The organism is Pseudomonas sp. PONIH3 (genome assembly GCF_002934345.1).
In the GTDB taxonomy this organism is placed as follows: Bacteria; Pseudomonadota; Gammaproteobacteria; order Pseudomonadales; family Pseudomonadaceae; genus Aquipseudomonas; species Aquipseudomonas soli.
The window spans coordinates 1055957-1079590 of the sequence record NZ_CP026386.1; the positions used below are offsets into that span (position 1 = coordinate 1055957).

At 64.2% G+C, this 23634-nt stretch carries 15 protein-coding genes; 9 read left to right on the plus strand and 6 right to left on the minus strand.

The genetic code is table 11. The annotated features are described in order from the left end of the window. Positions 1–124: 124 nt before the first annotated feature. Together C3F42_RS04630 and C3F42_RS04635 are read left to right on the plus strand one after the other, a co-directional pair. On the plus strand, positions 125–994 hold the full coding sequence (locus C3F42_RS04630; protein ID WP_038705873.1) for a LysR substrate-binding domain-containing protein: 870 nt from the start codon (positions 125–127) through the stop codon (positions 992–994). Between the two features lie 1831 nt (positions 995–2825). Beyond that, positions 2826–3200, plus strand: a complete 375-nt coding sequence (locus tag C3F42_RS04635; RefSeq protein WP_094010371.1) for a DUF2784 domain-containing protein — start codon at positions 2826–2828, stop codon at positions 3198–3200. Here C3F42_RS04635 and tam read toward each other — a convergent pair. Then, positions 3177–3953, minus strand: coding sequence for a trans-aconitate 2-methyltransferase (gene tam / locus C3F42_RS04640; protein WP_104444058.1), 777 nt, complete (start codon positions 3951–3953; stop codon positions 3177–3179). The genes C3F42_RS04635 and tam overlap by 24 nt on opposite strands. A 138-nt stretch (positions 3954–4091) precedes the next feature. Next, positions 4092–5501, minus strand: a complete 1410-nt coding sequence (locus C3F42_RS04645; protein WP_094010372.1) for an amino acid permease — start codon at positions 5499–5501, stop codon at positions 4092–4094. A 438-nt stretch (positions 5502–5939) separates the two neighbouring features. On the opposite strand from C3F42_RS04645, the gene C3F42_RS04650 reads away from it, so the two are divergent. After that, entirely contained in the window at positions 5940–7364 is a 1425-nt protein-coding gene (locus C3F42_RS04650; RefSeq protein WP_094010373.1) for a PLP-dependent aminotransferase family protein, read from the plus strand. An 84-nt stretch (positions 7365–7448) separates the two neighbouring features. Here C3F42_RS04650 and C3F42_RS04655 read toward each other — a convergent pair whose 3' ends face one another. The 3 genes from C3F42_RS04655 to C3F42_RS04665 are packed head-to-tail and all read right to left on the minus strand — an operon-like array spanning position 7449 to position 11033. Continuing rightward, positions 7449–8471 (minus strand): histone deacetylase family protein, encoded by a 1023-nt coding sequence (locus C3F42_RS04655; protein ID WP_094010374.1) that lies wholly within the window; start codon positions 8469–8471, stop codon positions 7449–7451. Continuing rightward, complete coding sequence (locus tag C3F42_RS04660; RefSeq protein ID WP_094010375.1) at positions 8471–9712, minus strand: Zn-dependent hydrolase; 1242 nt, start codon at positions 9710–9712, stop codon at positions 8471–8473. The genes C3F42_RS04655 and C3F42_RS04660 overlap by 1 nt, the downstream gene beginning before the upstream one ends. Before the next feature lie 16 nt (positions 9713–9728). Continuing rightward, complete coding sequence (locus tag C3F42_RS04665; RefSeq protein ID WP_038705870.1) at positions 9729–11033, minus strand: MFS transporter; 1305 nt, start codon at positions 11031–11033, stop codon at positions 9729–9731. A 259-nt stretch (positions 11034–11292) separates the two neighbouring features. On the opposite strand from C3F42_RS04665, the gene C3F42_RS04670 reads away from it, so the two are divergent. After that, the gene (locus C3F42_RS04670) at positions 11293–12210 is read left to right on the plus strand and encodes a LysR family transcriptional regulator (protein ID WP_023629914.1); all 918 of its coding nucleotides are present in this window, start codon (positions 11293–11295) and stop codon (positions 12208–12210) included. 62 nt (positions 12211–12272) lie between these two features. On the opposite strand, the gene C3F42_RS04675 is transcribed toward C3F42_RS04670, so the two are convergent. Continuing rightward, a complete protein-coding gene (locus C3F42_RS04675) occupies positions 12273–13013 on the minus strand; it encodes a hypothetical protein (protein ID WP_094010377.1) in 741 nt (246 codons plus the stop codon). A gap of 429 nt (positions 13014–13442) precedes the next feature. On the opposite strand from C3F42_RS04675, the gene C3F42_RS04680 reads away from it, so the two are divergent. The 5 genes from C3F42_RS04680 (at position 13443) to C3F42_RS04700 (ending at position 23611) form a co-directional block, all read left to right on the plus strand. Then, positions 13443–16838: an Ig-like domain-containing protein gene (locus C3F42_RS04680; RefSeq protein WP_104444059.1), complete on the plus strand. Its 3396-nt coding sequence runs from the start codon at positions 13443–13445 to the stop codon at positions 16836–16838. Positions 16839–17007: 169 nt separating this feature from the next. Beyond that, complete coding sequence (locus C3F42_RS04685) at positions 17008–17970, plus strand: SCO family protein (protein WP_104444060.1); 963 nt, start codon at positions 17008–17010, stop codon at positions 17968–17970. Between the two features lie 115 nt (positions 17971–18085). Next, the gene (locus tag C3F42_RS04690) at positions 18086–21403 is read left to right on the plus strand and encodes a DEAD/DEAH box helicase (RefSeq protein ID WP_256586309.1); all 3318 of its coding nucleotides are present in this window, start codon (positions 18086–18088) and stop codon (positions 21401–21403) included. A gap of 99 nt (positions 21404–21502) precedes the next feature. Further along, positions 21503–22780 carry a bifunctional O-acetylhomoserine aminocarboxypropyltransferase/cysteine synthase gene (locus C3F42_RS04695; protein WP_023629910.1) on the plus strand — a complete coding sequence of 426 codons (1278 nt, stop codon included), beginning with the start codon at positions 21503–21505 and terminating at the stop codon, positions 22778–22780. Positions 22781–22843: 63 nt separating this feature from the next. Further along, complete coding sequence (locus C3F42_RS04700) at positions 22844–23611, plus strand: hypothetical protein (protein WP_104444062.1); 768 nt, start codon at positions 22844–22846, stop codon at positions 23609–23611. The last annotated feature ends 23 nt before the right edge of the window (positions 23612–23634 follow it).

Sequence of the window (23634 nt, forward strand, 5' to 3'; positions counted from 1 at the left end):
GCCGACATGCCGCTGCTCGTGGCAGAGGCGCCGGGTTGAAACACATGGAAACAGCTGCTGACTGATAAATAAAATCGATTTATCGTATTTCACACATAAGCCCAGCTTTTAAGTGGAGTGTTCGATGTCGGTCTCCCATGCTCAACTCAAGGCGTTCCACGCGGTTGCCGAACAGGGCAGCTTCACCCGCGCGGCGCAGAAGCTGTTTCTCACCCAGCCGGCGGTGTCCGACCAGGTGCGCAAGCTCGAGGAGCGCTTCGGCGTGTTGCTGTTTCACCGCAACAAGCGTTCGGTGCAGTTGACCGACCTGGGCGAGCGGCTGCTGGGCGTCACCCAGCGTCTGTTCGCCTGCGAGGCCGAGGCCCTGGAGCTGTTGCAGGACTCACGCGCCCTGCACACCGGCAGCCTGACCCTGGCGGTGGACGCGCCAGTGCATGTGCTGCCGCAGATTGCCCGGTTCTGCCAGCGCTATCCGGGGATCCAGGTGAAGATCGAGACCGGCAACACCGATGAGTCGCTGGCGCGGCTGTTCAGCTACCAGGCCGACCTGGCCCTGCTCGGGCGCGATGTCGATGACGAGCGGCTGTTCTGCGTGCCAATGCGGCGTGACCCGATGGTGGCGTTCGTCTCGCACCAGCATCCTTGGGCCAGCCGTGGGCAGATCAGCCTGGCGGATCTGGACGATACGCCGCTGGTGCTGCGCGAGCCGGGGTCGGTGACGCGGCAGACGCTGGAGGAGGAAATGCAGCGGGCGGGGTTGCGGATTCGGTCGGCGATCCAGGTCGAAGGGCGGGAGGCGGCGCGGGAGGCGGTAGTGGTGGGGATTGGTGTGGGGGTGGTGTCCGCGGCGGAGTTCGGGGCCGATGCTCGGGTTTGTGCTTTGCCGATTGTGGATTGTCAGCGGCATTTGACGGAGACGTTGGTGTGTTTGCAGGAACAGCGGATGCGGCGGGTGGTGGCTACGTTTTTGGAGATGGTCTTGGAGGGGGGTTAGGGTCTGGGTCTGGGTCTGGGTCTGGGTCTGGGTGATTGTTTTTGGTTTTGTGTGCACATTCGTAGACGATGACGACATTTAGTCACCTTTCCGCCCTTACGGCGGCCTACTTTGGTCTTGGCCAAAGTAGGCAAAACCGTTCGGCTCCGTTCATACGGCCCCTGCGCTTCGCTCCGGGGTTCCCTCGCTCCGTTCTTGCTCCCGGGAGTACCGCGCTGAACGCCCCATCCTGGGGCGCAGCGCTTGACGGCCATCCATGGCCGTCACCTCCCTTCGCAAGAACTCCGCTCGGCCTCCTGAAGTCGCAATTTGTGGCGCCTGAACTATCGCGCGCTTAGAAGCAAGATCAAGAGCAGATGAAGAGCAGATGAAGAGCAGATGAAGAGCAGATATTTTGGTTTATTAGTGGATGAAGTGTTGTTCTTCATTACGCCATCGCGGGTCAAGCCCGCTCCCACGTTAAATGAAATAGTTAAACTATCGTGCGAGCGGGCTTGCCCCGCGGTGTTGATCTAGAGTTCCCACGATGGCAACTAGCGACTAGCTGCGTTAGTGCAGGCGCCGCCCGTAACTTCGCGACTTCAGGAGGCCGAACGGAGGTCTTGCGGAGGGAGGTGACGGGCATGGATGCCCGTCAAGCGCTGCGCCCCAGGATGGGGCGTTCAGCGCGGTCCTCCCGGGAGCAAGGCCGGAGTGAGGGAACCCGGAGCGAAGCGGAGGGCCGGATGAATGGAGCGCAACGGCTTTGCTTACTTTGGCCAAGACCAAAGTAAGCCGCCGTAAGGGCGGAAAGGTGACTATGCGTCGACATCGCAAATGAATGCGCTTACAACTGTAAAAACCCACACCAACTGCATTTGACTTTGACTTTGACTTTGACTTTGACTTACACAGCGTGTGTTTTGAAAGCTATATGCGCATTCATTTTCCATGTCGACCCACAGTCACCCTTTCGCCTTTACGGCGACCTCCTTTTCTCTTGGGAAAAGGAGGCAAAACCGTTCGGCTCCGTTCATCCGGCCCCTGCGCTTCGCTCCGGGGTTCCCTCGCTCCGGGCTCGCTCCGGGAGGACGCGCCGACGGGCCATCCATGGCCTGATCGGCGCTTGACGGGCATCCATGCCCGTCACCTCCCTGCGCAAGCCCTCCGCTCGGCCTCCTGAAGTCGCAATTTGTGTCGCCTGAACTATCGCGCGCTTAGAAGCAAGATCAAGAGCAGATCAAGTGCAGATCAAGTGCAGATCAAGTGCAGATCAAGTGCAGATCAAGTGCAGATCAAGTGCAGATCAAGTGCAGATCAAGTGCAGATATTTTGGTTTATTAATGGATGAAGTTTTGTTCTTCATTACGCCATCGCGGGTCAAGCCCACTCCCCCGCTGAATGAAACAGTTAAACTATCGTGGGAGCGGGCTTGCCCCGCGATGTTGATCTAGAGTTCCCACGATGGAAACTAGCGACTAGCTGCGTTAGTGCAGGCGCCGCCCGTAACTTCGCGACTTCAGGAGGCCGAACGGAGGTCTTGCGCAGGGAGGTGACGGGCATGGATGCCCGTCAAGCGCTGCGCCCCAGGATGGGGCGTTCAGCGCGGTCCTCCCGGGAGCAAGGCCGGAGTGAGGGAACCCCGGAGCGAAGCGTAGGGGCCGTATGAATGGAGCGAGCGGCTTTGCCTACTTTGGCCAAGACCAAAGTAGGCCGCCGTAAGGGCGGAAAGGTGAATAAGCGTCGACATAGCAAATGAATGCGCATACAACTATCAAAACAATCACCCCAAACTCAAGAACGAAAAACCGTGACACACTAACCCATCTCCCCCAGCAAGGCCCCACCCACCATGCTCCACCGCCTGGCCGCCGACACCCTGGTCCTGTTCCACCTCTCGTTCATCCTGCTCGTCCTGTTCGGCGGCCTGCTGGTGCTCTGGCGCCGCCGCGCCCTGCTGATCCACCTCCCCGCCCTAGCCTGGGGCCTGGCCGTGGAAGGCCTGCACCTGGAATGCCCCCTGACCGACTGGGAAAACCACCTGCGTAAAGCCGCCGGCGACGCCGGCTACCACGGTGGTTTCGTCGAACACTACATCTGGCCCGTGATCTACCCCGCCGGCCTGACCCCACAGATCCAGCTGTGGCTGGGCACCATCGTGCTGGCGCTCAACCTCGGCATCTACACCTATGTGCTCTGGCGCCTAACGCGTGGCCACCACAAATAGCCGCGGGAACGGCAACAACACCCGGCCGTCGCTGGCCGCCGGGTAGTCATGCTGCATGGCCTGCAGATACAACTGCAGAAAATCCGCCTGCTCCTGCTCATCCAGCCGCGCCAGGTAAGGCCGCAACGCAGAGCCCTTGAACCACTCCACCACCGCCTCGGCGCCACCGATCAAGGGGTGGTGATAGGTGGTGCGCCATACATCCACCCGCGCGCACAAAGGGCTGAGCAAATCGTAGTAGAAACCCGCGTTGTGCCGCGGCGGCAGGCTGAAGTCAGCGAACCTGTCGGCCCAAGGCCCCTGGCTGGCAATCTCGCGCAAGCGGCGATGAGCCGGCTCGTCGAGGTTGTCCGGCGTCTGCACGGCCAGGCTCGCACCCTCGTTCAGCTGCCGCACCAGATGCGGATAGAGGCTGGCATGGTCCGGCACCCACTGCAGCGAAGCGTTGGCGAGAATCAGGTCCTGGGGCACCAGGGCCGCCCAGCCGGCGATCTCGCCAATCTCGCAACGCACGCGTGGAATGCTCAAGCGTGGCCGCTGGCGAGCCTTGTCGACCATGTCCGGATCGCTGTCCAGGGCGACGACCTGCGCATCGGGGCAACGTTGCAGCAACACTTCGGTGGAGTTGCCCGGACCGCAACCAAGGTCGGTGGCGTGGCGCACCGGGCGCGTCGGCACGGCGGCAAGCAGGTCACGTACGGCGCGGGTGCGTTCGTCTTCGAACAGCGAATACTGGGTGGCGGACCAGGACATGGGACGACTCCTTGTAGGGCAATTGCGTGCAGCATAAGCCATGTCGGCACCGCACAACGTAGGGATGATCCGATTGGCGAAAACGAAAACGGCCGGCCCCTTGACGGAGACCGGCCGTTGCGCAAGGCGCTACCGTATTCAGTGACGCTTGGCGGTACGCATCTGGTGCACCACGCCCATGGCCACCACGATGGCTGCGGCGATGCCGGTGGAGATCACCAGGATCTGGTAGTCAGGCATGAAAGCCATGGTCACCAGCGCCGCCACGATGAACACGATCACCAGGTAGGTCAGCCACGGGAACAGCCACATCTTCAAGCGCACTTCCTTGCCCTCGGCCACCAGCTTGCGACGCATGCGCAGCTGCGAGAAGGCGATCACCAGGTACACCAGCAAGGCGATCATGCCGGTGGTGTTCATCAGGGTTTCCAATACGTCCTTCGGGCGCAGGGTGTCGCTGAAGTTGATCAGCGCGCAGAACACCGCCACCAGGCACGAGCCGATGATCGCGTTCACCGGTACGCCAGTGCCGGTACGGGTGAACTTGAACAGGCGCGGCGCATCGCCACGCTGGGCCAGGGAGAACAGCATGCGCGAGGCGGTGTAGTGGCCGGAGATCAGGCAGCTGCTCACCGAGGTCAGCACCACGAAGTTCATCAGCACTTCGGCATAGGGAACACCCAGCAGTTCCAGGGTGCGGCGGTAGGCGCCATAACCGGAGACGCCCAGGTGCGGGTCGTTCCACGGCACCAGGCAGACGATCAGGAAGATCGAGCCGACATAGAACAGGCACACCCGCCAGACTACCGAGTTGGTCGCCTTGACGATCTGGGTGGCCGGGTCCTTCGCTTCAGAGGCGGCGATGGTGACGATCTCGGCGCCGAGGAAGGCGAACATCACCCCCAGCAAGGCGCCGATTACCGTGGTGATGCCGTTGGGCATGAAGCCTTCGGCGGTCAGGTGGCTGATGCCGCGTACCTCGCCGAACTGCCAGACGTTCATCACCGCGGCGGTGCACACCACCAGGAAGCAGACGATCGCCACCACCTTGATCAGCGCGAACCAGAACTCGAACTCGCCGTAGTGCTTGACGTTGAAGAAGTTGACGGTGATCAGCAGCAGGGTCGTGGCCAGCACGAACACGTTGACGCTCACGTCGGGGAAGAAGCCGTGCAGGATCTTGCCTGCCACGTAGGCCTCCCAGGCCATGAGGATCACCCAGTACCACCAGTACAGCCAACCGATGGTGAAACCGGCCCAGCGGCCGATGGCGCGGTCGGCGTAGGTGGAGAACGAGCCGGTGTCCGGCGAGGAAGTCGCCATTTCACCCAGCATGCGCATGATCAGCACCACCAGGATGCCGCCGGCCAGGTAAGCCAGGACAGCGGCCGGGCCGGCGCTGTGGATCACGCTGCCGGAACCGACGAACAAGGCGCCGCCGATCACCCCGGCGATGGACATCATCGTCAGGTGGCGCGACTTGAGCGAGGCACTGAGCTTGCTCTCGTGCCCATCCTTCGCGGTGGTGGATGTGGATGTAGCGTCCATCAGTTATTTACCCCGTGCTTCTTTTTATCCAAGGAAAAACTGTGAAACCCCGATGGTTATCGGTCTCACCTGTACATCAGTGCTACTGCGGGCAGGGAGGTGTGCGCGAGCACACGCAGGCCATCCGTGGCGGCCTGCTTACGCGGCCAGAGGCGACCCTCTGGACGAACTGAACCATGCTGGGAACGGACGAGCAGCGTCCGGCCACGCGGGAAGAAGGTGCGAGGCGGACCTCGACGGTAAAGCAGCGATGTTGTGATTATTCATGGCGCTGTCATGTGCTGTGTTGGCTATATCTGACACGTAATGTAAAAATGTCGAACACATTGAGCCATGCACAGCGGCATGAAAAACGCACTGCACTGTACAGGCCGCCGATGCAATACACCCGCTGTGCCCCGCAGGCGCCTGGCGTCGCGCACACCTGAAGGCCCCCGAATGCTCCAGCTACACCCGGACTCCTCCACCCCGCTGGTCAACCAGATCATCGACGGCTTGCGCGCGCTGATCGACGACCAGACCCTCAAGCCCGGGGCGAAGGTCCCGTCGATCCGGGCGTTCGCCTCGACCTACTCGGTGAGCACCTTCACCGTGGTCGAGGCCTACGACCGCCTGGTGGCCCAGGGGTTGCTGGTGAGCAAGGGCAATGCGGGCTTCTTCGTCAATCGTGCGGCGAACGAGCTGCTGGACAAGCACAGCGTCGAGGCCGATACCAGCCGCCCCACCTTCAACTCGGAGTGGTACCTGCAGCAGATCTTCGAGATCCGCCAGCTGCCGTTCAAACCGGGTTGTGGCTGGCTGCCCAACGATTGGATGTACGAGGAAGGCTTGCGCCGCGGCCTGCGCCAGGTCGCCGGTAGCCCGCTGGAGCTGTCCGGCTACGGCGACCCCATGGGCCTGCCGGAATTGCGCGCATTGACTGCGCAGAACCTGCAGCAGGAACTGTCGATCGTCGCCAACCCGGCGCAACTCATGCTCACCCACGGTGCCAGCCAGGCCCTGGACCTGGCCGTGCGCACCCTGGTGCGCCCCGGCGACGTGGTGCTGGTGGACGACCCCGGCTACCCCAACCTGATGAGCATCCTGCGCACCCAGGGCGCCACCCTGGTGGGCGTGCCGCGCACCCCGGCCGGCTATGACCTCGACCAGCTCGAGCGCCTGCTGGCCCACCACCGCCCCACGACCTTCTTCACCCAGCCACACCTGCACAGCCCGACCTGCTCGCGCACCCCGCTGGCGCAGCTGCACCGCCTACTGCAGTTGGCCAGCCAGCATGGCTTCCGCCTGGTGGAGAACAACCTCTACGCCGACATGATCGCCGACCCGCTGCCCTGCCTGGCGAGCCTCGACCACCTGCAGCAGGTGGTGTACGTGGGCAGCTATTCGAAAAGCATCTCGCCCAACGTGCGCGTCGGCTACCTGCTGGCCAACCCCGAGCTGACCCAGCAACTGCTGCACCTGAAGATGCGCTCGGGCCTGACCACCTCGCAGGTGATGGAGCGCGTGGTGTACGCCGCGATCATCGACGGCCGCTGGCGCAAGCACCTCAAGCGCCTGCGCCAGCGCCTGGCCGAGGCGCACCAGGAAGTGGGCCGGCACCTGCATCGGCTGGGTTTCGAGCTGTTCATCGAGTCGGACGAAGGGATGTACATCTGGACCCGGCATCCGGCCATCCCCGACAGCGCCGCCCTGCTCGACGATGCGCTGGAGAAAGGCATCATGCTCGGGCCCGGGCAGTTGTTCATGGTCGATGCCAAGGCCACTGGGTGGATGCGCTTCAACGTGGCGTTCAGTACCGACCCGGCGATGTGGGAGTTGCTGGAGAAGGTGTTGGTGAAGCATGTGCGCCGGGGCGGGGTGTAATACCCATACCAACGCAATCGCGGGCCAAGCCCGCTTCCACCGTGGCGATTCAACCTGTGGAAGCGGGCTTGCCCCTCGACAGGCTTAACGCCAATCGCGCTCTTCGCCGAAGAATGCCCGAGCATTCGCCTCCAGGCTCTCCAGGTGGTACCCGCCCTCCTGCACGATCAGACACGGCAAACGCAACCCACGAATCTGTTCACCCAGCCGGGCGAACCCTTCGGTAGTCACCGCCACCTTGCTTTGCGGGTCCAGCTCGTAGATATCGAAGCCCAGCGAAAGCACCAGCACCTCGGCGCCGAAGTCCTTCACCGCTTGCAACGCAACCTCCAGCTGCGCCATGAAGTCCGCTTCACTCGCCCCGTGGGCCATCGGCAGGTTGAGATTGCAGCCCTCTCCTGCTCCGCTACCGCGCTCGTCGGCAAAGCCCGCTACTCCTGGATAGAAATTGGTCGGGTCACCATGCACCGAGACGTACAGCACGTCGTCCCGCTCGTAGAAAATCTCCTGGATGCCCTGCCCATGGTGCATGTCGGTATCCAGGATCGCCACGCGCTGGTAGCGGCCGCGCAACACCTGGGCCGCGACGGCGGCGTTGTTGAGGTAGCAGAAGCCACCAGCGGCGTCGTACCGGGCATGGTGCCCCGGCGGACGGCACAGGGCATAGGTGGCGGATTCTCCGTCAAGGATGGCCTGGGCCGCGGCGACGGCGCTCTGTGCCGACCAGTAGGCGGAGCGCCAGGTATGCTCCCCCACCGGGCAACTGCCATCGGCCAGGTAGCGCCCGGCCTGGGCAAGAATGCCGCGCAGGGCGTTGGGTTCGCGAACGAAGATGTTGGACATCACCTCGTCGCCCCAGTCCTCGGGCACCTCCTTCCAGCGCGCATGAGCTTCTTCGAGGAACGCCAGGTAGGCTTCGCCATGCACCGCCTTGAGCGGAGCAAGGCCGGCATCTTCGGGCTTGCGGATATCGAAGCCAAGGTCCTTGGCGGCCTGCAGCAGGCGCTGGGCGCGCTCGGGGACTTCCTGCGGGGTGCGCATGGCGCCGCGCGAATAGTAGCTGCGCGGGTGGTGGAGCAATTGTTCCGGGTGGAAATAGCAGCGCATCAGGCTTCTCCTTCGACAACCTGGCCGGCACGGGCCAGCACGGCGTTGAGCAATACATCGGCGCCCTGGCGGGCATCCTCGGGCAGCACATCCTCGGCCTCGTTGTGGCTCAGACCACCGACGCAGGGGATGAACACCATCGCCGTGGGGCAGTAGCGCGCCAGCAGGATCGCGTCATGGCCGGCGCCGCTGACGATGGACTGCTGGCTGTAGTCCAGGCCATCCACCGCCTGCTGCACGGCGGCCACGCAGTCGACGTCGAACGGGGTGGCCGGGCTGACCCAGTGGCGCTCGATGCGCACCGCCAGGCCACGCTGGCTGGCGATGGCCTGCAACTGCAGGCTGATATCGCGCTCCATGGCGTCGATGGCCTCGTCGCGGTGATGGCGCAGGTCGAGGGTGAAGCGCACCAGGCCGGGAATGGTGTTGCGCGACGACTTGGCGATGCTCAGCTCACCCACCGTGGTCAGGCCCTCGGGGGAGAAGTCGCTGGCCAGTTGTTCGATGGCCTGGATCATCCGTGCCACGCCGTACAAGGCGTCCTTGCGCAGCTTCATCGGCGTGGTGCCGGCATGCGCGGCCATGCCCTCGACGGTGACATCGAGCCAGCGGATCGCCTGGCCGCCGCTGACCACACCGATGCTCCTGACGTTGTCCTCGAGGATCGGGCCCTGCTCGATATGCGCCTCGAAATAGGCGTCCACCTTGCCGCCCAGCGGGCGTTGGCCGGCATAACCGGTGCGCGCCAGTTCATCGGCGACGCTGATGCCGTCGGCATCGCGGATCGCCAGGGCCTGGGCCAGCGGCAAAGTGCCGGTGAACACCGCCGAGCCGAACATGGCCGGGGTGAAGCGGGCGCCCTCCTCGTTGGTCCATACCGCGATCTCCAGCGGCTTGCGGGTACGGATACCCAGGTCGTTCAGGCGGCGCACCACTTCCAAACCGGCCAGCACGCCATAGACGCCATCGAAACGCCCGCCCTCGGGCTGGGTGTCCAGGTGGCTGCCCATCATCACCGGCGCGGCATGCGGGTCGCTGCCCTCACGGCGGGCGAACAGGTTGCCAATGGCATCCACGCTCAGGCTCATCCCGGCCTCGCGGCACCAGCGGCCGAACAGTTCACGCCCGGCCTTGTCCTCGTCGCTCAGGGCCAGGCGGCAGCTGCCGCCACGGGCGGTGGCGCCGATTTCGGCCATGGCCATCAGGCTCGCCCACAGGCGATCGCCATTGCTTTTCAACATTGCGGATACTCCAGATTCAGGCCAGCTCGAGCTGCCGGCCAAGGGCGTAGCGGCGCGCCAGCGCCAGCACGCAGACCAGGGAAGTGCAGGCGATCAGGCTGTAGAAGACCGCCATCGGCCACCATTGGCCGCTGAAACTGTGGGCCAGCCAGGTACCGATGAGCGGGGTCAGGCCACCGGCGATGGCGCCGCACACCTGATAGGCCAGGGAGATGGCGGTGTAGCGCACGCGGGTGGCGAACATGCCGCTGACGTAGCCTGCGATCACTGCATAGAACGACGCCATGCACGCCGCCGCCAGGGCGATGCCGAGCACGATCAGCGGGCCTTCGCCGCTGCTCACCAGCACGAACATCGGGTACGGCGAGGCCATCGCCAGCAGCGCCATCAGGGCCAGGAAGCGCGTGGCACCAAGCCGCTCCGACAGCCACGCCGCCAACGGCTGCACGCAGAACTGGATGATCGCCACGAAGAACAGGCATTCGAGGATCAGCGAACGCTCCAGGTGCAACTGTTGGGTGGTGTAGCTGATCATGAAGGTATTGGTGAAATAGACCCCGGCGATGCCCAGGGTGTTGGCGCCTATGCACAGCAGCAACGGCCGCCAGGCGCTGCGCAGCACTTCCAGCACCGGTGCCTGCTCCTTGCGCCGGGTCTGTTCGGCCTGCTCACGGCTGGCGAGGAACTCGGGCGACTCGTTGACCCCCAGGCGGATTGCCAGGCCCACCAGCAGCAACAGCGCGCTGGCCAGGAACGGCAGGCGCCAGCCCCAGCTCATCAGGTCGTCTTCCGGCAGGCGGGTGACCGCGCTGAAAGCCAGTAGCGACAGGATCAGGCCTGCCGGGCTACCCAGCTGGGCGAACGAGGCGAAGAAGTTGCGCCGGCCCTTGGGCGCATGCTCCCCGGCCATCAGCACCGCCCCTCCCCACTCGCCACCGACGGCTATGCCCTGGACCACGCGCAACAGGACCAGCAGCACCGGCGCGCTGGCGCCGATCTGCGCGTAGGTCGGCAGCAGGCCGATGGCGACGGTGACCACGCCCATCATCAGCAAGGTGATGATCAGCGATTTCTTGCGCCCGATACGGTCGCCGATATGGCCGAAGATGATGCCGCCCAAGGGCCGGGCGAAGAAGCCCACGGCAAAGGTGCCGAAGGCAGCCATGGTGCTGAACAGGCTGTTGTCGGAGGGGAAGAACAAGGCACCGAACACCAGCGCGGCGGCGGTGGCGTAGATGTAGAAGTCGTACCACTCGATCATGGTGCCGATGAACGCGGCGGCGGCGGCACGGCGCGGTTGGGGCGAAGCGGCGGGCTTCATGGGGTGGCTCCTTTGGTTGTTTTTCTGGCAGGAGTTGTCGGGTCACGGTGGCGCTCTGACGGCGCCTGGGCGGCCGCATCGCGGGGCAAGCCCGCTCCCACCAGGCCTGGGTCTCCGTCAAGATCTGGAGGCAGCTGTGGTAGCGGGCTTGCCCCGCAATGAGGCCTGCACTGCTGGAGATCATTCATCGCCGGCGCCTATAATTCAATTTTCTATTTATTATTCGAACTATTAACCACGCTTATCATCGAGCCCGACAATGCCCGACCGCCTGCTCAACGACCGCCTCGACTGGAACCTGCTGCGCACCTTCCGCGTCATCGGCCAGGAACTGTCGATCAGCCGCGCCGCCGCCCGCCTGCACCTCACCCAGCCCGCCGTGAGCCAGGCGCTCAAGCGCCTCGAGGAGCAACTCGGGCGCCAGCTCATCGCCCGCCGTGGGCCGCGCTTCGTGCTGACGGAAGTGGGCGAGCAGCTGTTCCAGCTGGCCGGCGAGGTGTACGGGCAGATGTCACAGATCGGCGGCCTGCTGGAGCAGCCGGCGGACGAACTGGTGGGCAAGGTGCGCCTGTTGATGATCAGCCGTATCGTCAACGAACGCTTCGACGACTTCCTCGCCGACTTCCACCGCCAGCACCCTCGGGTTGAGCTGGAGATCGACGTGATGCGCAGTTCCGACATCGTCGCAGCCCTGCAGGAAAAAACCGCCACCGCCGGCCTCAGCCTCAACCGCCGACCCCAGCCACGGCTGGAGCAGCGGTTGTTCCTGCGCCAGCGCTACGCGTTCTTCTGCGGCAAGCACCACGCGCTGTTCGGCCAGATGGAAGGCGACCTGCAGCGGGAGAATTTTGTCAGTTTCACCAGCGACCAGATCGGCGGCATGCTCTCGCCGCTGACCATCTTCCGCGACCAGCAGGGCTTCGCCGGGCGTATCGTCGCCTCGTCGCCGAGCCTGGAAGAAGTGCGCCGCCTGGTGATCGCCGGCTTCGGCATCGGCTGCCTGCCCGAGCATGTGGTGGCGCCGGATGTGGACGCAGGGTTGTTGTGGAAACTGCCGCCGCAGGAGGGCATTGCCGACGTCGACATCCACCTGTTGTGGAACAGGGACCAACGCATGAGCCGAGCGGAAAGCCTGTTCATAGAGGCCTTGCTGTCGGCCGCAACGGCGGTGATCTAGCGGGCAACCCTGTAGGCGGACAGCGGTCGAGCGTCAGGCCTGCCCAAGTTCGCGGTGATCGCCTACAGGCTCTGCGGTACCCCGGCCACCCGTGCCCGCCCCCACCAGGCATACGCAAGCGCCAGCCACCCCAGCCCCAGCGCGGCGAGCATCGCCACCACCACCTGGCTGTAACGCGCCAGCAATGCCGGGAACCCCGTCACTTCGCGAACCACTTGGATATCGGCGCTGCCGTCGGCATCGCGAATACTGATTCCTGCCTGGCGAATCTGTGAATAATCGGCGTCGAAGTACACCCACACCTTGCTCTCGCTCACCCCGTCGATGGCCGGCAGGTCGATGCTGCTGGTCGGGGTCGGCACCAGCGTGTCGTTGCCGGCCGCATCGCGCACCTGCACCAGCCCCTTGGCCGGCAGACGTATGTGCACGGCCTTGAGCGGTACTCGGGCGGGGTTGGACAACTCGATCAGCAAGCCGGTGCGGTGGTCCACAAGACCTGCTTCGAAGGGCCTGGCGAACAGTTGCAGGTAGGGGGCCTGGGCCAGATCCACCAACTTGTCGATCTGCGGATGGCTGAGTGTGCCGGCGCTGATTGCGCTGATCTGCGTGTGTAGCCGCTCATACTTGAGCAGGTCGTTGGCCTCGCTGATGCGTTCGCTGAATTGGCCCGGGTAGGTGAGATGGGCGTATGTCAGGCGCGCCTGCAGCCGGTCGTCCTCACGCAACGTCACATAGAGCGTGGCGGCGACGGCGACCAGGACCAGCAGGCCCACCATGGATTTACCGACTTTTTCCCAACTCACCTTGAGGTTCCTTAGTTTGGCGGGTGACGAGAGGCAATGGCTGGCAAGGGTGCCAAGAACAGGGGATTCGGGCAAGGGGCACTGCTGACGGCCCGCCAGCCACCGCGCCGCCAGCCTCAGCCGGGCCGCCCACCACCAACCGCAGGCTTGGCGATGACAGCGCCCAGGCCCATGAGGTAAAGCAGACCCCTTGCCCGGCCGCTTGGGCGGGAAATGGGGCACATTCCCCACCCAGCCCTGGGTGTCTTCCCCCAGGTTTGCGGCAACTGCCTCAGCAGGCGTTTTTCGCGACTTTGCAACATCTTGAAACACGTGGCGTTTGGCCATTTTCCGCTTGGCACAGCCGTTGCTGGTCCCCTCTACAGGGCATATCGCCACTCACTGAAAGTGGCAATAGATGCCAGCCTGTACAACACGGGGCATACGGTAATGAAGAATTCAACTGCAACATCGACCCAGGTGTTCAGGTTGTCCGCCATCACGGCGCTGCTGCTCAGCCTGGGGCTGGCCAACGTGTTCGCCGGGTCGCTCGACGACGTGAGCCAACCGCCGCCCACCGATCCGTCCGCCTTCAGTGACCCAGCCGCCGATCCGCTGGCCCAGGCGGCGGCGCTGGAGACCTTGAAGAGCATGCCGGAAGCCAACGAGGGCTCGCTCGAATTGACCGACGGGGTCTACGGCACCCGCGCCACGGTGACCAGCAACAATGCCCTGCCCCCCGCGCAGCAGACTTCACGCAACTATCCCACGAACGGCAAACCCAGCCCCTTGTTCGGCGCCGAGCCCTTCACCCAGCAGTTGCTGCTGTTCGAAGAATTCGGCCCGGAGAAACTCGACCCGGCCACTGCGCCCTACACCCTCACCTTCCCGCCCCCCGTAATCGGTGCCGCGCCCGCGCAGGATCCGGATTATGTGGCGCGCAGCAGCCCCAACGGCAACGCCCTGGAGGCCTTCCTCACCCAGCCAGGGCTGACACCGTTCCCGTCACAGTACGCCAACGTGCTCGACCGCAACCCGTGGAAGGCGCAGATCGAGATGTTCCTCAACCGCACCGGGGTCGGCTCGCCCGCCGAAGGCCGACCGCCAGGAAAGGGCTGGTCGCACCAGCGCTGGAACGAGTTCTACCCCCAGGCCGCGTTCAAGACCGCCCAGGCCGGGGCGCGCATCAACCAGGGCCTGCGCGACCGCAAGCAGTTGCACAACTATGCCAAGGGCGAGTTCGCCCCGGGCGGGCTGTACTACCAGACCTCCGACATCCCCACCACCCTCGGCACCACCAAGGGCATCGATACCCGCTTCCACCCGAAGATGCCCCTGCAGGGCCACAAGACGCTGTGGACCTTCGACGGCACCTTTCCACCCAAGCTTCTGATGGTACGCTACGGCCAACCGGTGCTGATGCGCCATTACAACGCCCTGCCGATCGACCCTTCGGCCAACAACGGCTTTGGCCTGCATACCATCTCCACCCACGAGCACAATGGCCACTCGCCGGCCGAGAGCGACGGTTTCGCCAACGCCTACTTCTTCCCCGGCCAGTACTACGACTATCGCTGGCCGATCCAACTGGCCGGCTACGACACCATCAACACCCGCGCCCAGGACCCGCGCGCGGCCTTCCCCTGCGCGCCGGGCGAAACCCTGTTCGTCAACGACGCATCCCCGGGCCTCAAGACCTGCGAGAACGGCAGCATCAGGATCCGCGGCGACTGGCGCGAGACCATGAGCACCCACTGGTTCCACGACCACATGCTCGATTTCACCGCGCAGAACGTCTACAAGGGCAACGCGGTGATGATGAACTATTACTCGGCCATCGACCGTGGCAACGAGGCCCTGGAGGATGGCGTCAACCTGCGTTTCCCCAGCGGCGCGGCGATGCCGTGGGGCAACCGTGACTACGACGTCAACCTGGTGATCGCCGACAAGGCCTGGGACGCCAACGGCCAGTTGTGGTTCAACCCGTTCAACACCGACGGCTTCCTCGGCGACCAGATCCTGGTCAACTGGCAGTACCAGCCCAAGCTCAAGGTGCGCGCGCGCAGCTATCGCTTCCGCATTCTCAACGGCTCGGTGTCGCGCTACTTCAAGTTCGCCGTGGTCCGTGAAATCGCCGGCAACGCTGGCGAGTTCAAAGGCCCGAGCGGCTCCAACGTCTCCTATGCCCGCGTGCCGTTCCACATGATCGCCAACGACGGCAATATCATGGAACACGCGGTGCCGTTCGACGGCACCCTCGACCTCAACGGCGACGGCAACTTGCAGGACAACAACGCCATCCTGCCGCTGCAGGGCATCGCCGAGCGCTACGACATCATCATCAATTTCGCCAAGAACGGGATCAAGGTCGGCGACAAGCTGTACTTCGTCAACCTCATGGAACACGACACCGGCAAAGGTCCGAAACCGGCCATCGCCTTGGCCGACGTGCTGTCGCAAAAATACAAGGCCGTGATCAAGCAGACCAGCAAGGGCCCGGAATGGGATGGCGGCGACCCGGTGGTCGGCAAGTTCATGCAACTGATCGTGCAGCCCTACACCGGCCAGGACCTGAGCATGGACCCGAGCCTGTATGAACCGGCCAAGCCCGGCAAGGCTGCCGGCCTGGTGATGATTCCCCTGCCGATCGACCGCAATAGCGCCAGCGACCAGGTCAAGATCAAGGCCGCCCGCCACCGAGAGTTCATCTTCGGCCGCTCCGACGGCACCGACAGCGCGCCCTGGACCATCAAGACCGACGGTGGCTTCGGCTACAGCATGGACCCACGCCGCATCGGCGCCGCTCCGCAACTGGCCAACGAGGCCACCGACGGCGGTTTCAGCGGCGACGGCACCCTGGAAGTGTGGAAGATCAAGAACGGCGGCAATGGCTGGAGCCACCCGGTGCACGTGCATTTCGAGGAAGGAGTGGTCCTCAGCCGTGACGGCAAGGCCCCGCCGGAGTGGGAAAAATGGGCGCGCAAGGATGTTTATCGCATCGGCCCGGACACAGACTCCTCCGAGGAAGTCGAGATGGCCATCCGCTTCCGCGAGTTCGCTGGCACCTACATGGAACACTGCCACAACACCCAGCACGAAGACACCTCGATGCTGCTGCGCTGGGACCTGGAGCACCCCGGCCAGTTCCAGATGATGCCAACGCCGCTGCCTGGTTGGGATGGCGTGGAATACGTCAATTCCGCCGCCCTGCCGACCTTCCGCACCTCGAGCAGTGGCTCGGGCAACGACAGCAACAAGCCGCCGGTGGCGGTCAACGACAGCGCCGCGACCATGGCCGGCAAGCCGATCGTGCTCAACGTGCTGGCCAACGACACCGACCCCGACGGCAACGTGCCGCTGAGCGTCAGCAGCCTGGCCCAGCCCGACTCCGGCCAGGGCACGGTCGCCAGCAACGGCACCCAGGTCACCTACACCCCACCGGCCACCGTGGCCACGGGATTCACCGCCAGCTTCACCTACGCCGCACGCGACGCCAAGGGCCTCGAGTCGCTGGCCCCGGCTACGGTAAACATCGCGGTTTCGCCCGCAGTGCCAATGGACGAGATCCAGGTCAGCAGCGCTTCGGTGCAGTTGCGCAGCAACAACCGCTGGACCTGGGAGGTTTCGGGCACCACCTCGGTGGCCGCCGGCAACAGCATCCGGGTGACCAGCAACACCACCAGCGGGCCGCTCGACCTGGGCCTGGCCACGTTGAGCGCCAGCGGTTCCGGGGCGCGCTGGAAATTGTCGGTGACCACCACCGGCAGCGGCCCGGTCTCGCCACCGGCGGTAACGGTCAAATCGGCGCTGGGGCAGAGTGTGACGGTACCTTTGAGCATCAAGTGAAAGAAGGCCGGGGGCGCGCTGCGCCCCTTTCGCCGCGGTTCGTCGCCACGACAAGCCGGCTCCCACAGGTATTGCGCATGCCTTGTGATCGGCGCTGTACATGTGGGAGCTGGCTTGCCAGCGATGGTCTGCATCGCAGGCCCCATCAGATATCCAAGAGGGTAAGACCATGCCCCACACCTGGCGTCTGCTGCTCCCCCTGCTGATCATCCTCAGCCTGCCTTGCGCCCTGCCCCCGACCAGCGCCAGCGCTGACCCCGCCACCCCCTGGGGCGCCAATTACTTCCCCAACATCCCCCTGCTCACCCAGGACGGCCAACAGGTGCGCTTCTTCGACGACCTGATCAAGGACAAGGTGGTGGCCATCAACTTCATCTTCACCGGCTGCGGCGACTCCTGCCCGGTGGAAACAGCGCGCCTGCGCCAGGTACAGAAGCTGCTGGGCGAGCGTGTCGGCCAGGACATCTTCATCTACTCGATCAGCATCGACCCCTATAACGACACCCCTGCCACCCTCAAACGCTACGCCGAGAAATTCGCTATCGGCCCGGGCTGGACACTCCTCACCGGCGAGGCCGCCGACATCGAACAACTGCGACGCAGCCTGGGCCTGTACATCGAGGGCCTGGAGAATGGCCGCAGCAAGGACCACAACCTCAGCCTGATCATCGGCAACCAGGCCACCGGCCGCTGGATGAAGGCCTCGCCCTTCGAAAGCCCGTACATCCTCGCCGACCGCCTGGCCAACAGCCTGCACAACTGGAAAACCGCCAGCGCCCAACACCGCGACTACACCCAGGCCCCCGACATCCGCCCGCCCAGCACAGGCGAGCAACTGTTCAGGACCCGCTGCTCGTCGTGCCACACCCTGGGAGACGCCGAGCCTGGAGCCACCCATGGCATCGGCCCGGACCTGCTCGGGGTGACCCGGCAGCGTGAAGAGGCTTGGCTCAAGCGCTGGCTGATGGAGCCCGAGCAGATGCTCGCGGAGAAAGACCCCTTGGCGATGCTGCTGTTCGCGCAGTACAACCAACTGGCGATGCCCAACATGCGATTGGGGGAAACAGAAGTGGCGGCGCTGATCGGCTACCTCGAAGAGGAAACAACACGCTTGCAGCGCCCCGCTCAGTGACCACCGACCTTAGCGTAAAGCCACTACCAATATCATATGGCTACCAATACACGCTAAGCTTGCGGCCAGCCTGAGCATCCGCGCAAGCAGGCGGGACGCCTGTTCATTGCTGCGGATGCCTTCAAGCGCTGAAACTACCGCCACTCACTTTGAACCACCATCGCTTGGCGCAAAGCCAAACAAATCGCTGACAAGGATGTTGATGAACTCTTCAAGCATCGTGCGTTATTGGCACGCCGTCGAGCTCCTGCAGCCGCAGGCCGCCCCGAAGAAAAAGAAGCGTAACAAGGATTACGAACCATTCTTCCAGGACCTGCCGATCACCGCCCGCTCGCTCCCCTGGTCAGCGACGAACGTGCTGGGTCGACAGCGGCTGCCAAACAAGCGGGTCTGGAGTCACACGCTTTACGCCCATCTCTACGACAGCCTGCACGTCGCTCGCCGACTCGAAGCGCTGTACGGTGCGGATCAAGGCTACAAAGAGCCGCAAACCAGAGAGTCGGCTCTGTTCTCGCTGAAATTCGACGAGTTGGGGCAGATGGTCGTCGACAGCTTCGTACTGTCCAGCGAAGCATGGTTCCTTGGCTGCGCTATCCACAAGCGAGACTGGACATCGGGCTTCGAAGACACGCAGAACGCTTTGCGCGAGGACAGCAAGCGCCTGCTCGGTGGCGTGGTGAGCGCTGACGCCCTGGAAGAAATGACCTGGCAGGTTCGCCATCATCTCGGGCTGGACGAGTTCTTCGGTGCCCAGAACCGTCAGCATCGCTTCCGCTCCCAGCCGGTCGATCCGAAGCAACCCGAGCAGGAAGACGATCCCCTTAACAGTTTCCTGCTCGACGACCTGGTCAAGGTAGCTAGCGCACTTGATCAGGGCCACGTCAGCCCGCCACTGGCACGTTACCTGACAGAGCAACACAGCGAACCGCGCTTGCATCTGGATAGCCGCGATGCCGACCTGCCCTTGATTCGATGCCTGGCCCCCGCTCGCTATCCCAAGGGTTGCTGGCCGGCAGACCGCCATCTGGGCTTGGTTCACTCACAACAAGTGGCGATCAACAGCCTGCTCGAGACCCTGGGAGACAGTCATGGGCTGATGGGGATCAATGGCCCGCCTGGCACTGGCAAGACCACTCTGTTGCGAGACCTGATCGCAGCAGTCGTCACCGAACGAGCGGACGTACTGGCGTCATTCGAAAAAGCCTCCGACGCCTTCCTGCAGGATGGCCGAGAGGTAGCCAGCGACGGAGGCACCGGCCGAACGACCTACGCGCTGCATCCAGACCTGCTGGGGTTCGAAATCGTCGTCGCCTCCTCGAACAATGGCGCCGTCGAGAACATCACGCTCGAGCTGCCACAGCAGGACAAGATCGATGCCTCCTGGCTGCCGCAAGCCGCGTATTTCAGCGAACTGGGAGGGCTAGTCAGCGGCCAGCCAGCCTGGGGGCTGGTCTCCGCCGCGCTGGGCAGCAAGGCCAAGCGCAAGCAGTTCGTGGAACGTCTTCTTGATGGCAGGCGCCCTGCAAAAACGTCGAAGGCGGGGCTCCCCGTCGAAGCCGCAGAGCTTGAGGACGACAACGACGACATGGATGGCCTCGGCGCTTCGAGCGCACCTGCACCACAGCCCCCCTCTCCCGAGCTGCCTCCTGTGCAGGGCATGACAGCCTGGTTGAACGAGCGCATACCGCGCAGCAAGGCACTGACGACCACCGAAAAAGCCAGGGTCTGGCAGAGCGCTATTGCCCGCTATCGCCAGGCTACTCAGGCGGAGCAGGCTGCTCGCGCCCAGCTCGACAGGTTACTCACACAAATCGATGCCGTAGTCGCTGCCCGCCAGCAGGTCAAACAGGCTGAACAGGCTCGCCAGACTCACGTCGAAGCGCTTCGCTCGCTTTCCGATCGGCAACGCGAAGTCGAAAGCAGCATGCTACAACCGGCCCGTGAACAATTGCGCCAGGCGCTGCAGGCGATTACCGCACACAGTGCAGAAAAACCCGGCCTATTGGCCAGCCTGCTGAGCCTCTGGGGTGCCCGTCGAGCCTGGGCCGCACGACAGCACCTACTGGACAGCGGCCACGCCCTGGCACGCGAAGCATTCGCCAGTGCCGAGCGCCAGGTCCAAGAGCTGTGCGCACGCCGAGACGCAGCGGCTCAACAACTGGCGCAGGACGAACAAGCCATCGCCCAAGCCATAGATCTGGCTACCACGCAGATCGAAACTACCCGCAGCCTTGCCCTTGCTGGCGAGGCCAGGCACTTGCTGACTTGGCTTGAGCGTGGCGAACTCGATCGCAGCGCCAGCACCGAACTGCGCGAACCGTGGATGCTTGAAGGCTGGCGCCAGGCCAGGGCCAACGTGTTCATCGAAGCGCTGGCGCTGCACCGCACTTTCTACGAACTCGAGCCCACTCGCCTGAAGGCCAACCTCGATTTCATTACCAGCGTGATCTGCAACGGCCATTTCGCCGGGATGTCACCGAACGCCCTGCGCTGCGCTTGGGCATCGCTGTTCATGCTGGTACCGGTACTGAGCAGCACTTTTGCTTCCTTCGCGCGTTCGTTCGGCAGCTTCGGCTGCGGCGAGATCGGCTGGTTGCTGGTGGATGAAGCCGGGCAGGCCACGCCACAGGCAACGGTCGGCGCCTTGTGGCGCTCACGCAGGGCGGTACTGGTTGGCGACCCCTTGCAGCTCAAGCCTATCGTCACTGTTTCCGACGCGGTCCTTGAATACATGCGCAACAAGTATCAGGTGAACGCGCACTGGCTGCCCAATCGCTACAGCGCCCAAGGCCTGGCCGACCTCGGCACGTCTTGGGGACGCATGGCCGGCCCCAGGGCTGGAAAGCGCTGGATAGGCCTACCTCTGGTGGTGCACCGCCGCTGTGACAAACCTATGTTTGATCTGGCCAACCTCATCGCCTACGACAATGCCATGGTATACGGCACGCTTACCCCTAGCCCGGACAAGGAAACGCCCGCCAGCCTGCCCACGGGCTGGATTCATGTGGCCGGCCCTTCAAGTGGCAATTGGGTAGAGAATGAAGGCATTGCGCTCGAACGCCTGCTTGCCAAGCTCGATGTCGACGGTGTGAAACGCTCTGATATCGCCGTGATCACGCCATTCCAGGATGTGCGCAACCAGCTCAAGGGCCGCCTTCCAGAGAAGATGGTGCACGGCACGATCCACACCATGCAAGGCAAGGAGGCCGCCGTCGTCATCCTCGTGCTTGGCGGCAACAGCGAGCAACGCGGTGCACGCGACTGGGCCGTTGAACAGCCAAACCTGCTCAACGTGGCGGCTACCCGCGCCAAACGCCGGCTTTATGTGATTGGCGACTACCACGATTGGTCTACACGCCTGCACTTGCGGGATGTCATGCATTGGCTGCCACTGCTCAACAGACAGCCGGTAACGATCAACGCGCCCGCCTGACAACCGCTGACAGCGGTCTCGGGAGGCTCGCCCCTTGACCGCCGTGTCGCCATGACTCCATGCTCGTCCGCTTCCACCCCACGCTCAAGGAATGACCGCATGAAGCTGGAAACACTCGCCATCCACGCGGGCTTCAGCCCCGACCCGACCACCAAGGCGGTGGCCGTGCCGATCTACCAGACCACCTCGTTCGCCTTCGACGACACCCAGCACGGGGCCGACCTGTTCGACCTCAAGGTGGCCGGGAACATCTACTCGCGCATCATGAACCCCACCAACGATGTGCTCGAACAGCGCATGGCCGCCCTTGAAGGCGGGGTGGGTGCGCTTGCGGTGGCCTCGGGCATGGCCGCCATCACCTACGCCATCCAGACCGTGGCAGAAGCCGGCGACAACATCGTCTCGGTGGCCAAGCTGTACGGCGGTACCTACAACCTGCTGGCGCACACCCTGCCGCGCCAGGGCATCACCACCCGCTTCGCCGCCCACGACGACATCGCCGCCCTCGAGGCACTGATTGATGATCGCACCAAGGCGGTGTTCTGCGAGTCCATCGGCAACCCTGCCGGCAACATCGTCGATATTGCCGCGCTGGCGGAGGCCGCCCACCGCCACGGCGTGCCGCTTATCGTCGACAACACCGTGGCCACGCCTATCCTCTGCCGCCCGTTCGAACACGGCGCCGATATCGTCGTGCACTCGCTGACCAAGTACATCGGCGGCCACGGCACCAGCATCGGCGGCATCGTCATCGACTCGGGCAAATTCCCCTGGGCCGATCACAAGCAACGTTTCGCCCTGCTCAATACCCCCGACCCGTCCTACCACGGCGTCACCTACACCGAAGCTTTCGGCCCTGCCGCCTTCATCGGCCGCTGCCGCGTGGTGCCGCTGCGCAACACCGGCGCCGCGCTGTCGCCGTTCAATGCCTTCCTGATCCTGCAAGGCCTGGAGACCCTGGCCCTGCGCATGGAGCGCCATACCGAGAATGCGTTCAAGGTTGCCCGCTTCCTGCAGGAACACGACCAGGTGGCCTGGGTTAAGTACGCAGGCCTGCCGGACCACCCCGAACATGCCCTGGCCCAGCGCTATACCAGTGGCAAACCGGCGTCGATCCTCTCGTTCGGCATCAAGGGTGGCCAAGCGGCCGGGGCCCGCTTCATCGATGCGCTGCAATTGGTGGTGCGCCTGGTGAATATCGGCGACGCCAAGTCGCTGGCCTGCCACCCTGCCTCCACCACCCACCGCCAGCTCAACGACGAAGAGCTGGAAAAGGCCGGCGTGCCGCGGGACATGGTGCGCCTATCGATCGGTATCGAGCACAGCGACGACATCATCGCCGACCTTGCCCAGGCCCTGGAGGCCAGCCGCGGCTGATCCACCCGCGCCCCACCCAATGCCGACGGCGGGCGCCCCCTTGCAGAACCGGAACCGCGCGCAATGACCCTCTTCTACCTGAAACTCCTCGTCACCCCGCTGCTGATGTGGGCCATCTCCCTCGCCTCAAGGCGCTGGGGCGGCCTGCTCGGCGGCTTGCTGTCCGGCCTGCCAATCACCTCGGCGCTGGTGATGACCTTCCTGTGCCTGGAGCAAGGCACGGCCTTCGCCCTGGGCGCGGTGCCGGGTGCGCTGGGTGGACTGGCGGCCGTGCAGGCCACCTACACCTTCTACCTGTTCGCCACGCGCAAGCTCGGCATCGCTGCGGCGGTATCGCTGGCGATCCTGTTCTATGGCCTGGCGGCCTACGCCTTCACTCACTGGGGTGGGCTTTACCTTTCGGTCGGCGTGGCGCTGCTGCTGATCGGCGTGCTGATCCGCGCCAGCGGCCGCGAGCCCAGGCCAGATACGCTTGCCCGGCCTCGGCACCGCTATTGGGAGATCCCCCTGCGCATGGTGTCCGCCACCGCGCTGCTGATGCTCACCACCAGCCTGGCCAGTTGGCTGGGGCCGGCGACCAGCGGCATGCTGGCGCCGATCCCGGTGATCGCCTGGCCGTTGGTGGTGTTCGCCCATGTACAGGGCGGCCGCGCCGGGATGGCGGCAATGGTGCGGGGTAATGCCATCGGCGCGGTGGGGGTGATTGCGTTCTATCTGGCGATGGCGGGGTTGCTCGAACACACGGGCGTCGCCATTACCATGCTGGTTGCGATGGCGACTGCCGTTGGCCTGACCATCGCCCTGGCAGCACTGTTGAAAGGGCGTGCCTAGCTGCCGCAATCGACGGCACATCG